Here is a 13,196-nt window from a genome sequence, read left to right as displayed (position 1 = left end):
CACGATGGATGTCTCGAGCGAAATCGCGAGTGGAAAGGGAGGTGACGGCAGGCTTGCCGACAACATCACCCATTTCGCCCGCGCGCTGCGCAAGGCGGGCCTGAAGATCGGCCCCGGCGCGGTGATCGATGCGGTGGAGGCCGTTGAGGCCATCGGCATCGGCTCGCGCGAGGAATTCTACACCGCGCTCTTCGCCGTTTTCGTCAAGCGCCATGAGGACAAGGCCGTGTTCGACGAGGCCTTCCGGCTGTTCTGGCGCTCGCGCGAACTGATCGCCAAGATGATGCAGATGATGCTGCCCGGCACGCCGAATATCGGCCAGAAGGAAAAAAGCCGCGCCGGCCAGTCGCGCGCCGCCGATGCGCTGGTGGCCGAAAAGGACCGCCGCAGCGCCAAGCCCGAAGAACCGGAAATCGAATTCGACGCCCGCTTCACGATGTCGGGATCGGAAGTGCTGCGCAAGATGGATTTCGCCCAGATGTCGGCGAAGGAACTCGCCATCGCCAAGGCCGAAATCGCTCGCATCCAACTGCCCTTCGATGAAGTCCGCACCCGCCGCTTTCGCCCCTCAAACCGCCCGAAGATCTTCGATGCCCGCCAGACCATGCGCGCCAGCATGAAGACTGGCGGCGATCTGCTTCTGCCGAAGTTCAAGCAGCACCGGACGATTCACCCGCCGCTGGTGATCCTGGCCGACATTTCCGGCTCGATGAGCCAATACACCCGCATCTTCCTGCATTTCCTCCACGCCATGACCGAAAAGCGCCGACGGGTGCACACCTTCCTCTTCGGCACGCGGCTCACCAACGTCACCCGCCAGATGCGCCACAAGGACCCGGACGAAGCGCTCGACGCCTGTTCGGCCGCCGTTACCGACTGGTCGGGCGGCACCCGCATCGGCGAAACGCTGCGCGAGTTCAACCGGCTCTGGGCGCGCCGGGTTCTGGGGCAGGGCGCGAGCGTGCTTCTGATCACTGACGGGCTGGAGCGCGACAGTATCGAGGAGCTGGAAACCGAGATGGATCGGCTGCACCGCTCCTGCCGCCGCTTGATCTGGCTCAATCCGCTCCTACGTTTCGATGGGTTCGAAGCAAGAGCCCGCGGCGTGCGCGCCATGCTGCCCCATGTTGACGAGTTCCGCCCGGTGCATAATCTGGAGGCGATCGGCGATCTGGTGGCAGCGCTGTCGGGCGAGGGCGGCGGGCGGAAGGCGGACCCGAGGCGGTATCTCGGTCGACTCTGAGCGGCGATTTACAAGAACGCGGTCAGCGCTTCCTTGAGATCTCGCCCCCGCTCCATCGGAGCCATATGGGTCTCGCCGGACAGAATGACGACCTTGGCCTCGCCGAACGTAACCGGCGCTGCGCGCAGATGCTCGCCGAAAAACTGGTCTCGATCGCCGCCAAAAATGAGCAAGTCATGCTTCGACGTGTCGAGCGAAGGCTCTTTCGGACTGTAAGCGAGCATCGCCTCCAAGTAGGCAATGATGGCCTCTGGCGGCGAAAGACGCTCCAGGATGCGTTTAGGCCAGAGCTTCAGTCGCAATCTCAGAAGCAGGTTCAGCCACGGCCGCCGGAACACGGCGATAAACTCACGCGTCAGGGCCAGAAGTTGACCATCGCGGGCAAGGTCGACCTGCCGCCGCAACCGCTCCCGTCCTTCTGTGTCGAAGTCAGGCGCTCCTGCGACGAGCGCGAGCTTTTCCACGAGTTCCGGCGAACGGGCCGCAACATGGGAGGCGATGACGGCGCCATAGGAGATTCCCATCAGGACGCACCGCCCGCCGAGTTCGCTCCGGATCACCGAAGCAACGTCATCGGCGATGGAAGCGACGGAAATATCGCCCGGCTCGGGATCATAGTTGAGGATGATGAAGCTGCAGCCATCCGGCATCAGGCGCGCCATCCGGTTACCATCCTTCGCCGCGCGCGCTGCATCCGACCGCATCATGAAGCCTTGCCCTCCATTGATCAGAAGGACGGGATCTGGACCGATGCCCACGCGCGTGTACGGTAGGCGTCCGAAGAATTTCCCGGTCTTTATCTCATTCATGACGAGCCTGCTATTTGTCCGGCAACCCTGAGGTTGCCGCGTTCATTTGCAAAGTGGCGGAAGCGCTCCTATCTCTGAAAAACGCGTTCACGCGGCTTCAGGGCGATGGTTCGAGAAATCCTCCAAGTAGTTCCCCTCGGGAGATACAGCTTCGTTGATACGCTGTCGAGTTGGGCCACGCTTGGAGAACACGAGTTCAGCCCTCATGCCGCCGTCGATTTCCTTGTCGATGGCTGACGGGTACGTTACTCCTCAGTTGACGGCGGAGGAGGCAGTTTCAGGATCCTGACGACGGCAAGGCGTCCCGTATCGGACGCTAAGCCTCTTCCGGAGCCCACAAAACGGAGGCACCTATGAACGACATGGCAGGGTTTGACGATCCGCTTCTGATTGCAGAAGGCTGGAAGGCGGAGGGGCGCGATGTGGCGCTGGCGACGGTCATCGAGACATGGGGTTCCGCGCCGCGTCCGGTCGGCAGCCATCTGGTGATCGACGGCGAAGGCAATTTCCATGGCTCCGTCTCCGGCGGCTGCGTCGAAGGCGCGGTGATCACGGAAGCGATGGATGTCATCGGCTCGGGCAGTGCACGCATGCTGGAATTCGGGGTGGCGGACGAGACGGCATGGCGCGTCGGTCTCTCTTGCGGCGGCCGTATCCGCGTCTATGTCGAGAAGGTTGCCTGATGCGCATCGAGATCCTGAAACAACTGAACGAAGCCAAGCGCGCCCGCCGCGCCGCCATTCTCGTGACCGATCTGGCAACGGCTGAGGACCGGCTGGCGCTGGAAGGCGAGGCGCTGCCGGGGATTCCCGCAGAGGCGCTGAACAAGGCCTTCCTTTCCGGCAAGTCCGGTCTTGTCGAGGAAGACGGCAAGAGCTTCTTCCTCAACGTCCATGTTCCGCCGCCGCGGATCGTCGTCATCGGCGCGGTCCATATCAGCCAGGCGCTTGCCGCGATGGCCCCGGTCGCCGGCTTCGATCTCGAAATCATCGACCCGCGCACGGCCTTTGCGACGCCTGAACGCTTTGCCGGCGTGAAGCTCACCGCCGACTGGCCGGAGGACGTGCTGAAGGACGCGCCGCTCGATGCCTTCACGGCCCTTGTCGCGGTGACTCACGATCCGAAGATCGACGACTATCCGCTTGTTTCTTCGCTCAAAGCCGGCTGCTTCTATGTCGGCGCGCTCGGCAGCCGCAAGACGCATGCGAAGCGCGTGGAGCGGCTGAAGGAAGCCGGTTGCACGGACGCCCAGATTGCCCGCATCTCCGCCCCTATCGGGCTCGATATCGGCGCATCAACCCCCGGAGAAATTGCGGTTGCCATCCTCGGCGACATCATCCAGGCGCTGCGCAAACGCGTCATCGGAGCCAGAGCATGATCTTCGGCGCGGTGCCGGTTGTCGAGGCGAAGGCCTGCGTGCTCGCCCATTCGGTGATGTTCGAGGGCGGACGGCTGCCGAAGGGACATATCGTAACGGAAGAAGATATCGTAACGTTAGGCGCCGCCGGTGTGGCTTCGGTCATCGCCGCACGTCTGGAGCCGGGCGATATCGGCGAGGACGAAGCCGCGTCAAGGATTGCGGATGCGCTCAAGGCAGATGGCTTCAGTGCCTCGCCCGCGGCGACCGGCCGCGTCAACTTCCATGCCGAAGCAAACGGCCTCTTCCGCGCCGACCGTGCGCTGATCGATGCCTTCAATGCCATACATCCCGCCCTCACGCTCGCCACGCTCGCCGACCGCGCGCCCGTCCGCAAGGGCGATCTGGTGGCGACGGTCAAGATCATTCCGCTCGCTGTTTCAGCCGAACTGGCGGACAAGGGCAGGGTGCTGCTTGCGTCGGGCTCTGCCTTCGCGGTCAAGCCCTTCGCCAGCCTCACGGCAGGCCTGATCGCAACGGCGCTGCCCTCGCTGAAATCTTCCGTCATGGACAAGACGAAGCGCCTCACCGAGGACCGGCTTCGCCCGAGCGGCAGCCGCATTGCGGAGGAAGCCCGCTGTCCGCACGATGCGCAGGCGGTCGCCGAACACATAGCCGATTTTACAAAGCGCTTCGGCCTCGTCATCGTTTTCGGCGCATCCGCGATGACCGATGAAGGCGACGTCATCCCTGCTGCGATCCGCCTTGCCGGCGGTGAGCTGGCCATTGCCGGAATGCCGGTCGATCCGGGCAATCTCCTCGTGCTCGGCTATGTCGGCGGCGTTCCGGTGATCGGCGCGCCGGGCTGTGCCCGAAGCCCGAAGGAAAACGGCTTCGACTGGATCTTGAACCGCATTCTCGCCGGCGAGCGGCCCACGCAAAAGGATGCCGCGAGCTTGGGCGTCGGAGGCCTTCTCATGGAAATTCCGCTGCGTCCGCTGCCGCGCGAAAAGGCGACCGAAGAACCGCATCGCCCCACGGTCGGCATCGCTGTTCTCGCCGCCGGCCGCGCCAGCCGCATGGGGGGCGAGAAGCACAAGCTGCTCGCCGAATTTTCAGGCGAGCCCTTGGTGCGCCGTAGCGTCGCGGCGGCAGTGTCAGCGGGTGCTGAAAAGGTCGCGGTCATCACCGGCCACCGTGCCGAGGAGATCGGCCAGGCGCTTGCCGGGCTGGACGTGCAAACCATCCGCAACGCCGATTTCGCAACCGGCATGGCCTCTTCGATCCGCGTTGGCGTCGAAGCGTTTCGCGAGACGGACGGCGTCGTCATCGCGCTTGCCGACATGCCGGGCGTGACCTCAGACGATTATGCCAAACTGATCGGGGCTTTCCGCGCCGAAGCCGGCAATGCCATCGTGCGCGCCGTTTCAGCCGGCAAGCGCGGCAACCCCGTCATCCTGCCGAAGACGCTTTATCCGGCGCTCCTGCGGCTTGAGGGCGATGTCGGCGCGCGGCATATTATCGAGAAGAGCGGTCTGCCGGTCATCGATGTCGAGATCGGCGAGGCGGCGCATCTCGACGTGGACACGATCGAGGCGATCGAGGCAGCGGGCGGCGTGCTGAAAGGGTAAGGCGATGGACAACGATCAGCTGGAGGAGATGTTTCAGGCGGTGGGCCCCATCTCCATCCGCCGCATGTTCGGCGGCAAGGGGATTTACAGTGATGGCGAGATCATCGCGATCTGGCTGCGCGACCGCATGCTCCTGAAGGGCGATGCCGAATGCGCTCAGCAATATGAGGCCGCCGGCGGCATGCGCTGGACTTATCAGCACAACAAGACAGGCAAGACTGTCTCCATGCCCTATTGGTCCATGCCGGAGGTCGGCTGGGACGACCCGGACGAGATGGCGACGCTTGCGCGAACAGCCCTCGGCGCTGCCCTCAGAAGTCGATAAAAAAGTCACACCCGAAACAGTGTTTTCACGGAATTGATCTGGCCATGAAAAAGGCTGATTGGCGTACCTCATAAGGGCGTGTTAGCAATTGACTCGTCCCGGCATTTTCCGCGGACACACGCCTCCAGGTACCACATGACCACTGTTCTTTCGGATGCCCAGTTCGGGCAAGCGCCGTTCTATTACAGAACGCGGGCCGCGATGACATTCTGCGCGCCCATGATTACAAATGCGCTGCTCATGCCCTATTTTCCGGTCTGGCTCCAGTCGCTGCATCTGGCCGACTGGCAGATCGGGCTCATCACCGGCGTCCCGCTGATCGTGCGTGTGATCATCGCCCCGGTCGTGGCGGCGCTCTCCGACCGGATCGGCGAGCGCGCGACGGTGCTTTTCTGGTCTGGCCTGACATCGCTGATCACCTGCTGCGCGATGTTCTATTCGGTCGCCTTCTGGCCGGTCCTGCTGATCTATGGCCTGCTCGGTGCGTTCTATTCGCCATATTCTCCGGTTGCCGAATCGCTGCTGATGACCGGCGCGCGTCGCTGGGGTTACCAGTATGGCCACATGCGCATGTGGGGCTCGATTCTCTTCATCGTCGCGACGCTTGCCGGCGGCTATCTGGTCGGAGCCCATGGCGCAAGCTCGGTCTTGCCGGCCATCACCTTCGGCTTTTTCCTGACCGTTGTCGGCGGCTTAATTGCGCCCAAGACGGGCGGCACCCGACTGAAGCCGATTACGGAGCCAACGATGGTTCCCGAAGAGCGCGTCTTCCGAAAGCCCGACTTCCTGTTGGTGCTGATCGGCGTGACGGTGTCGGGGTCAAGCCACGCCATGCTCTACACGTTCTCGTCTCTCTATTGGGAGCAGATCGGGATCGCAGGATCGCAAATCGGTCTTCTCTGGGGTGCCGGCGTCGCGGCGGAAGTCTGTGTCTTCCTGTGGTCGAGCTGGCTCCTGCGCCGCTTCTCGATCTGGCAGCTCATCTTTGCCGGCACGTTGATGTCGACGGTGCGCTGGGCGGCATTCCCGCTGGCCACGGATTTCTACAGCTTCATCCCGCTGCAATGCATGCACGCCTTCACCTTCGCCACGGCCCATCTCGGGCTTCAAAGGTTGATCACCCAGCGTGTGCCGGGGCATCAGGAGGCGACCGCTCAGGGGCTGTATTTCTTCTATAGCAACATTTTCATGGCGGTTTCGACCTTCTTCTGCGGCCTCGTCTTCAACCGCTTCGGCGGGGTGAGCTTCCTGTTCATGTGCGTGCTCTCCGTTGCCGGCACACTCTTCGTGCTCGCCGGATGGCTCGCTCAGCCCCAGAGGGCAGGGGCAGGCGGCAGGACGAACGAGGCGTCGTAGACGAGCCCCGGCGTCCGGTCGCGCGCCAGCAGGAGCGGGCCGTCCAGATCGACGAAATCGGCGTCCTGCGCCAGCAGCACGGCCGGCGCCATGGCCAGCGACGTACCCACCATGCAGCCGACCATTACCTCGTAGCCGAGCTCGCGGGCGCGGTTCTTCATCTTCAGCGCTTCGGTCAGCCCGCCGGCCTTGTCGAGCTTGATGTTGATCGCGTCATAGCGGTCGCGCAACAGTTCCAGACCTTCGGTCTCATGCGCGCTTTCGTCGGCGCAGATCGGCACGGGATGCGGGATGCGTGCCAGCAATTCGTCCTGTCCGGCCGGCAGCGGCTGCTCGATAAGGCCGATGCCGCATTCTGCCGAGACATTGAGGTGGTGCGTCAGATTGTCGACCGTCCAGCCCTCGTTGGCATCGATCACGATGGCGCTGTCGGGGGCGGCGGCGCGAACCGCGCGGATGCGTGATTCGTCGTCTTCCGTGCCGACCTTGACCTTCAGGAGCTTGCGATGCGCCCATTTCGCCGTTTGCGCTGCCATTTCCTCCGGCGAACCCAAAGAAATCGTGTAGGCCGTCACCAGGGGGCGCGCGATGCTGAGGCCCATCGCCTCCATGACTGTGAGGCCATTCTTCTTGGCTTCGAGATCCCAGAGCGCGCAGTCGACCGCATTGCGGGCTGCCCCCGGCTTCATCAGCGATTGCAACACGCTGCGTTCCATGCCTTCGACGACCATTGGCAGGATGGCGTTGATCTCGGCCATGACGCTCTCGATCGTTTCTCCGTACCGGCGGTATGGAACACATTCGCCTCTCCCCGCGTTACCTCCCTCGCGAATGGTGCAGACGACCACGTCGGCCGATGTTTTTGAACCGCGGGAAATAGTAAAGCTGCCGGCAATCGGGAAGCTCTCGATTGTGGCTTCGGCGTAACGGATCATGATTTTGCCTTGTACGAAAGTCGTTAATGGTGAGGTCAGGCTGTCGCCGGCGGGAGCTTGGTCTATATAAGAGTAAAGCATATGACGCCAGAACCGTGGCGTCGGGTCAGCGCTCCCGTCAGGGCGGCGCCAATAAGGGTGAAGGTCTTGCCGGCAGAAAAGGCCGCATTCGAGGTCGAGCACAATGATTCTGGCGCCGGGCGGGTTGTAACCCTTTCGGGTGACTGGCGTCAGGCGTCCCTGCGTCAGGCAGGGGAAGCTTTGATGGCGCTTGAATCCAAGGATTTTTCGGGTCGGACCACAATCGACATGAGCGCCGTCGCGCATCTCGACACGTCCGGCGCGTGGCTGATCCGCCGTCTGATCGCATCTGCCGCAGGCGACACGGAAGTCGTGAATGCACCAAAATCGCAACTCGATCTGATCGCCTCGCTGCCCGAGGCCCTCAAGCAGGACACCACGCCCAAGCCGGCGCGTCCCGGCCTTTTCGTCAGGCTGTTTGCGCCGGTCGGCGTGATCGCGATGCAGCTATGGGAGGACATCCTTCTCTCCATGCACATTCTCGGCTCTGCCGTGAGCGGCGCGCAGTTGAAGCTTGGTCGCGGATCGGGCGTATCGGCTGCGTCCATCGTCAACCAGATCGACCGCATGGGCGTCGGAGCGGTCCCGATCATCCTGCTCATGAGTTTCCTGATCGGCGCGATCATCGCACAGCAGGGCGCATTCCAGCTGCGCTATTTCGGCGCGGAAATCTTCGTGGTCGACCTCGTCGGCATTCTGCAATTGCGTGAAATCGGCGTCCTGCTCACAGCGATCATGATCGCCGGCCGTTCCGGCAGTGCGATTACGGCGGAGGTGGGCTCCATGAAAATGCGCGAGGAAATTGACGCGCTGACCGTCATGGGGCTCAACCCGGTCGGCGTGCTGATTTTCCCGCGGCTCGTGGCGCTGGTCATTTCGTTGCCGCTCCTGACGATCATCGCCAATTTCGCAGCGCTCTCTGGCGCGGCCGTGGTGACCTGGGCCTATTCGGATATCACGTTCGAGGTGTTTCTATCCCGGCTGCGGCATGCCGTCGATTATTCGACGATCATCGCGGGCCTCTTGAAAGCGCCGTTCATGGCCCTCATCATCGGTGTCGTCGCCGCTGTGGAAGGTCTTAAGGTCGGCGGCAGCGCCGAATCGCTCGGCAAGCATGTGACGTCTTCCGTCGTGCGCGCCATCTTCGTTGTCATCCTGATGGACGGGCTCTTCGCCATGTTCTACGCAGCGATCAAGTTCTGAGGCGGTGATGGCGGACGAAACGAAAAACGACGACATCATCCTTTCCGTGAAGGGTGTGACCGTGGCCTTCGGCGAGAAGGTCGTGCTCGACAACCTCGATCTTGATGTCCGGCGCGGCGAAATCCTTGGCTTTGTCGGCGCATCCGGCACGGGCAAGTCGGTGCTGATGCGGACCATCCTCAAGCTTGTGCCGCGTAGATCCGGCAGCATTTCCATCCTCGGCCACGACTACGATTCGCTCGATGCGAAGGCGCGCATTGAAATGGATACGCGCCTCGGGGTGCTTTTCCAGCACGGGGCACTGTTTTCGGCGTTGACCGTGAAGGAGAATATCCAGCTGCCGATGCGCGAATATCTCGATCTGCCCCAGTCGATGATGGAGGAGTTCGCCAGGCTCAAGATCGAGCTGGTGGGGCTGGAGCCGGACGCGGCCGACAAGTTCCCCTCGGAGCTCTCGGGCGGGATGATCAAGCGTGCGGCGCTCGCGCGCGCTCTGGCGCTGGATCCGGATCTTGTGTTTCTGGATGAGCCCACCTCGGGCCTCGATCCCATTGGCGCGGCTGAATTCGATGAGCTGATCGCGCGTCTTCGCGATACTCTTGGCCTCACCGTCTATATGGTGACGCACGATCTCGACAGTCTGTTTTCGGTTTGCGACCGTATAGCGGTGCTTGGGCAGAAGCGCGTGCTCGTGACGGGGACGATCGAGGATATGCTGGCCTTCGATGACGAGTGGGTGCAGGCCTATTTCCGGGGAAAAAGGGCAAGAACGATTGTGAAGCCTGCGTCAAGCGGGCATGGATCAACTTTGGAACGGGCGGAAGCCTGATTGGCCGGGTAATGGAAACCAAAGCGAATTACGCAATAGTCGGGTTCTTCACGGTGGCAGTCGTCGCCGCGGCGTTCGCCTTCGTCTTCTGGATGTCCCAGTATGGACGGCAGGGGCCGATGTCGGATCTGGTGATCCGCATTCCCGGTTCGGCAAACGGCCTTTCCGTGGGCTCGGCCGTCCGCTTCAACGGCATCCAGATCGGCTCGGTGAAGTCGCTGGCCATCGACGCGACAGACCCCAACTATTCCGTCGCTTTCACGCAGGTGAATTCGGACGCCCCGATCTACGAATCGACCAAGGCCGTTCTGGGCATTCAGGGTCTGACGGGTGCTGCCTATATCGAACTTTCGGGCGGCAAGCCCGGCGGCGTGAACCTTCTCGAAGAGGCACGCAAGACCGGCCGGGCGCCGATGTTGCTCGCCGATCAGTCGAGCGTGACGAACCTTCTGGCAACCGCCGACAAGATCATGAAGCGGGCTGATGAGGCGGTCGCCCAGATCCAGACTTTTGCAAACGACTCGCGCGAGCCGTTGACGAATACGGTCAAGAATGCCGAGACCTTCAGCAAGGCGCTCGCCGACAATGCTGATGGCGTGAACAAATTCCTGGCGAGCGTCGGCAAGCTCTCCGATACGATCAACGGCCTCTCGGGTCGTCTGGACGGCACGCTGGCCTCCGTTGATGCGCTGATCAAGGCCGTCGATCCGAAGAAGATCGACAGCATTCTGGCAAATGCCGATACGGTCTCGGCGAACCTCGCCACGAGTTCCGGCGAGATCAAGGTTTCGCTCGAAAAGTTCAACAAGGCCGCAGACAATATCGCGACGCTTGCCGCCTCTGCCAACAGCACAATCGAGAAGGCCGACAAGCTGATCGCCGCCATCGACCCCGACAAGATCAAGGGATCGGTCGAAGATGTTTCACAGGCTGTGGCCAACGCCCGTTCGGCCGTGCAGGACATCAAGTCCATCACCAACGACATCAACAACCGCCGCCAGGAGATCGATCAGGCCATCAACGATGCCACGGAACTCGCCTCGAAGCTCAACAAGGCTTCGAACCGCGTCGATGGCATCCTGGCCAAGGTCGACAACATGCTCGGCTCGGGTGATGGCTCTTCGCTGATGGTGCAGGCCAAGGAAACGCTGGCGGCCTACAAGGACGTTGCGGTGACGCTGAACGCCAAGATCGGCCCGATCGCTGACAATCTTTCGCGCTTCTCGTCGCAGGGGCTGGGCGGCATTCAGGCGCTCGTAGGCGACATGCGGGGGGCGGTCGACAACTTGAACCGAACAATCACCAATTTCGACAGCGATCCCCAGCGATTGCTTTTCGGCGGCGATCAGGTGAAGACGTTTGACGGTCGCAACCGTCGTTGAAGGCCCGTTTGAGGCTCGGTAACAGGCAAGAGTGAGGGTAGTGTTGTGCAGGCTTTGACGACGACAAACCGGTTGACCCGTTTCTCCGCAGCCTTTTTGCTGGCCGCAGCCATGGGCCTTTCGTCATGCGCCACGTCCGCGCCGAAGGATACGTTCGGCCTGACAGCCACGCCGTCCGCCGCAGGCCCGACGCGCAAAGGGCGGCAGGTGCTGATCGCCAATCCGGTCGCCACCCAGATGCTCGATAGCCAGAATGTCGTGGTCCATGTCTCGGGCCAGGAATATCAGTTCCTGGGCGACAGCCAGTGGTCCGATCGCTTGCCGAAGCTCGTGCAGTTGAAGCTCGCCCAGGCCTTCCAGAATTCCGGCAAGGTGGGCGGCGCCGGTCTGCCGGGCGAAGGGCTGGCCATCGACGAGCAGATCCAGACCACGATCAACACATTCGAGATTTCGGTGTCGGAAGGTGTTGCGGTTGTGGATATCACGGCGCGCCTGCTCAACGACCGCAACGGTCAGGTCCGCGCCTCGAAGAATTTCCGCGCCACAGTTCCTGTTTCCGGCTCCGGCAACAAGGCCTATATTGCCGCCATGAATTCGGCCTTTGGTCAGGTGTCCGCAGCGCTCGTCGCCTGGGCGCTCGCCACCATGTGACGGTCGGCTTTCATCAGATAGCGCTCGAAGATCGCGACGGTCTCATAGACCGCGCGGTTCTCAGGAACATTGCTGCGGATATTGTCGCGATAGTGCTTGAGGTTGACCAGCACCTGCCGCGCGGCAGCGCCTGTGTCCTTGCGGAAGCTTGAGATTACGACCCCGACGCCCTTGTCAGCCACCCAGTCCGGATTGGGCCGTTCCTGCGGCATCGTGTTCGTGTTCTTCTCCACAATGACCGGCAGTCCCATGTGGAGCGCCTCTGCGACGCTTCCGGGGCCGGGCTTGCCGATGAAGAAATCCGCGAGCCGCATATAGTCCGCAACATTGTTGACGAAGCCGACCGGCTTACAGCCCGGTCGACCTTCCAGCGACTTCTGAAGTGCTGCATTGCGCCCGCACATCACGATCGATTCGATACCGAGACCAGTCTTGTCCAGTTGGGCGAGAATGTTGTTGGTCGCGCTGGATGCGCCATTCCCGCCGAACATGATGAGCGCCACCGGCCCGTCTCTGGAAAGCCCGAGCTGATCACGCGTCGGTGCATCGGCCGGAGCCGGCGCATAGAAATTATCCTTCAGGATCATGCCGGAAACGAGATGAATGTCCTGCGGCTTGTAAAAGCCTGATGTGATCGCCTGCCGATAGGCAAGGTCAGTGCCGCAGATCATGATCTGGTCCTGATCTTCCATCCAGAAATGCGGCGGGCAGTCGGCAAAGTCGGTGATGACGGTGGCGTAAGGGACATTCGGCAACGCACGACGGAGCGCGCCGTAAAGAACCCAATTGAAATTCGGTATGACCGAAACGACGAGATCGGGGCGAGGGGTCGCCGGATCCTTCCAGCGCTTTGCCAGCAGAGGCTCGATCTCGGTGGCATAGCGTGCGATGAAGCGTTGCAGGACCGGCAGGATCGCACCCATGCCCGTCGTCACGCCACGCTTGAGCGCGCTGTTATAGATGTCCTGCGCCTGCCACGGCTCGATTGCGCTGAGGCTCGGCGCGACAGGCCGAAGCAAACGTTTCAGAGACCCTGTGACGCGCCGCGTCAGCTTGTAGACGGGATCAATCGGCTCAAGCAGTGCCTGCAGATCGACAGGCGTCACCTGCCAGCCCGGCTTCTCCTTCTCGATCAGCCGCGTCAGCGCCGTCATGGCATTGCGATGTCCGCCGCCGGCATCGAAGTAGAAGATTTCCAGTCGGGCGTCGGGCATTCCGGGGAGAGGGGGCAAGGCTTCACCTGTTTCAGCGCGATCTGGCGACGCGAGCTTCACCGCAATAGCGGCCATAGCGTTCGGATATTACGATTGGAAGAAAGTTTTGTGACAATCGTGGGGCTTGGCGCGACCTTGACAGGCGGTGGCGCAATCCCGACTTGCCCTTGGGGCCTGACC

13 protein-coding genes are annotated in these 13,196 nt (G+C 62.2%); 10 read left to right on the top strand and 3 right to left on the bottom strand.

Translation table 11 applies throughout. From position 1 onward, the window contains the following. The first annotated feature begins 4 nt into the window (after positions 1 to 4). Complete coding sequence (locus ABID16_RS06100) at positions 5 to 1,243, top strand: vWA domain-containing protein (protein ID WP_354555429.1); 1,239 nt, start codon at positions 5 to 7, stop codon at positions 1,241 to 1,243. Between the two features lie 8 nt (positions 1,244 to 1,251). Here ABID16_RS06100 and ABID16_RS06095 read toward each other — a convergent pair whose 3' ends face one another. Continuing rightward, positions 1,252 to 2,052 carry an alpha/beta fold hydrolase gene (locus ABID16_RS06095; RefSeq protein ID WP_354555428.1) on the bottom strand — a complete coding sequence of 267 codons (801 nt, stop codon included), beginning with the start codon at positions 2,050 to 2,052 and terminating at the stop codon, positions 1,252 to 1,254. A gap of 353 nt (positions 2,053 to 2,405) precedes the next feature. Here ABID16_RS06095 and ABID16_RS06090 point away from each other — a divergent pair, with 353 nt between their 5' ends. From ABID16_RS06090 to ABID16_RS06070, 5 genes are all read left to right on the top strand, one after another. Continuing rightward, positions 2,406 to 2,735, top strand: a complete 330-nt coding sequence (locus tag ABID16_RS06090; RefSeq protein ID WP_354555427.1) for an XdhC family protein — start codon at positions 2,406 to 2,408, stop codon at positions 2,733 to 2,735. Then, positions 2,735 to 3,430: an XdhC family protein gene (locus tag ABID16_RS06085; protein ID WP_354555426.1), complete on the top strand. Its 696-nt coding sequence runs from the start codon at positions 2,735 to 2,737 to the stop codon at positions 3,428 to 3,430. Before ABID16_RS06090 ends, ABID16_RS06085 begins: the two co-directional genes overlap by 1 nt. Beyond that, complete coding sequence (locus tag ABID16_RS06080; protein ID WP_354555425.1) at positions 3,427 to 5,040, top strand: NTP transferase domain-containing protein; 1,614 nt, start codon at positions 3,427 to 3,429, stop codon at positions 5,038 to 5,040. The genes ABID16_RS06085 and ABID16_RS06080 overlap by 4 nt, the downstream gene beginning before the upstream one ends. 4 nt (positions 5,041 to 5,044) lie before the next feature. Further along, the gene (locus tag ABID16_RS06075; RefSeq protein WP_354555424.1) at positions 5,045 to 5,365 is read left to right on the top strand and encodes a TfoX/Sxy family protein; all 321 of its coding nucleotides are present in this window, start codon (positions 5,045 to 5,047) and stop codon (positions 5,363 to 5,365) included. Between the two features lie 135 nt (positions 5,366 to 5,500). After that, positions 5,501 to 6,721, top strand: coding sequence for an MFS transporter (locus ABID16_RS06070; RefSeq protein WP_354555423.1), 1,221 nt, complete (start codon positions 5,501 to 5,503; stop codon positions 6,719 to 6,721). On the opposite strand, the gene dgcA is transcribed toward ABID16_RS06070, so the two are convergent. Beyond that, a complete protein-coding gene (gene dgcA / locus ABID16_RS06065; RefSeq protein ID WP_354555422.1) occupies positions 6,673 to 7,656 on the bottom strand; it encodes an N-acetyl-D-Glu racemase DgcA in 984 nt (327 codons plus the stop codon). The genes ABID16_RS06070 and dgcA overlap by 49 nt on opposite strands. 138 nt (positions 7,657 to 7,794) lie before the next feature. On the opposite strand from dgcA, the gene ABID16_RS06060 reads away from it, so the two are divergent. The 4 genes from ABID16_RS06060 (at position 7,795) to ABID16_RS06045 (ending at position 11,802) form a co-directional block, all read left to right on the top strand. Beyond that, on the top strand, positions 7,795 to 8,940 hold the full coding sequence (locus ABID16_RS06060; RefSeq protein WP_435532390.1) for an ABC transporter permease: 1,146 nt from the start codon (positions 7,795 to 7,797) through the stop codon (positions 8,938 to 8,940). A 7-nt stretch (positions 8,941 to 8,947) separates the two neighbouring features. Continuing rightward, complete coding sequence (locus tag ABID16_RS06055; RefSeq protein ID WP_354555420.1) at positions 8,948 to 9,769, top strand: ABC transporter ATP-binding protein; 822 nt, start codon at positions 8,948 to 8,950, stop codon at positions 9,767 to 9,769. Between the two features lie 11 nt (positions 9,770 to 9,780). Further along, positions 9,781 to 11,151, top strand: a complete 1,371-nt coding sequence (locus tag ABID16_RS06050; protein ID WP_354555419.1) for an MlaD family protein — start codon at positions 9,781 to 9,783, stop codon at positions 11,149 to 11,151. A gap of 72 nt (positions 11,152 to 11,223) precedes the next feature. Continuing rightward, a complete protein-coding gene (locus tag ABID16_RS06045; protein WP_354555418.1) occupies positions 11,224 to 11,802 on the top strand; it encodes an ABC-type transport auxiliary lipoprotein family protein in 579 nt (192 codons plus the stop codon). On the opposite strand, the gene ABID16_RS06040 is transcribed toward ABID16_RS06045, so the two are convergent. Further along, on the bottom strand, positions 11,757 to 13,034 hold the full coding sequence (locus tag ABID16_RS06040; RefSeq protein ID WP_354555417.1) for a glycosyltransferase: 1,278 nt from the start codon (positions 13,032 to 13,034) through the stop codon (positions 11,757 to 11,759). The genes ABID16_RS06045 and ABID16_RS06040 overlap by 46 nt on opposite strands. Positions 13,035 to 13,196: the final 162 nt, after the last annotated feature.

The organism is Limnomicrobium aquaticum, from assembly GCF_040545545.1.
GTDB classification, from domain to species: domain Bacteria; phylum Pseudomonadota; class Alphaproteobacteria; order Rhizobiales; family Rhizobiaceae; genus Ensifer_A; species Ensifer_A aquaticum.
Note: the sequence above shows the minus strand (reverse complement) of the source record. Positions and strands in the feature narration are given on the sequence as shown.

Bases quoted from the DNA above. Each gene is read 5' to 3' on its own strand.
- dgcA (WP_354555422.1), bottom strand. From the start codon at position 7,656: ATGATCCGTTACGCCGAAGCCACAATCGAGAGCTTCCCGATTGCCGGC.
- ABID16_RS06080 (WP_354555425.1), top strand. From the start codon at position 3,427: ATGATCTTCGGCGCGGTGCCGGTTGTCGAGGCGAAGGCCTGCGTGCTC.
- ABID16_RS06085 (WP_354555426.1), top strand. From the start codon at position 2,735: ATGCGCATCGAGATCCTGAAACAACTGAACGAAGCCAAGCGCGCCCGC.
- ABID16_RS06050 (WP_354555419.1), top strand. From the start codon at position 9,781: ATGGAAACCAAAGCGAATTACGCAATAGTCGGGTTCTTCACGGTGGCA.
- ABID16_RS06100 (WP_354555429.1), top strand. From the start codon at position 5: ATGGATGTCTCGAGCGAAATCGCGAGTGGAAAGGGAGGTGACGGCAGG.
- ABID16_RS06070 (WP_354555423.1), top strand. From the start codon at position 5,501: ATGACCACTGTTCTTTCGGATGCCCAGTTCGGGCAAGCGCCGTTCTAT.
- ABID16_RS06095 (WP_354555428.1), bottom strand. From the start codon at position 2,052: ATGAATGAGATAAAGACCGGGAAATTCTTCGGACGCCTACCGTACACG.
- ABID16_RS06075 (WP_354555424.1), top strand. From the start codon at position 5,045: ATGGACAACGATCAGCTGGAGGAGATGTTTCAGGCGGTGGGCCCCATC.
- ABID16_RS06090 (WP_354555427.1), top strand. From the start codon at position 2,406: ATGAACGACATGGCAGGGTTTGACGATCCGCTTCTGATTGCAGAAGGC.
- ABID16_RS06055 (WP_354555420.1), top strand. From the start codon at position 8,948: ATGGCGGACGAAACGAAAAACGACGACATCATCCTTTCCGTGAAGGGT.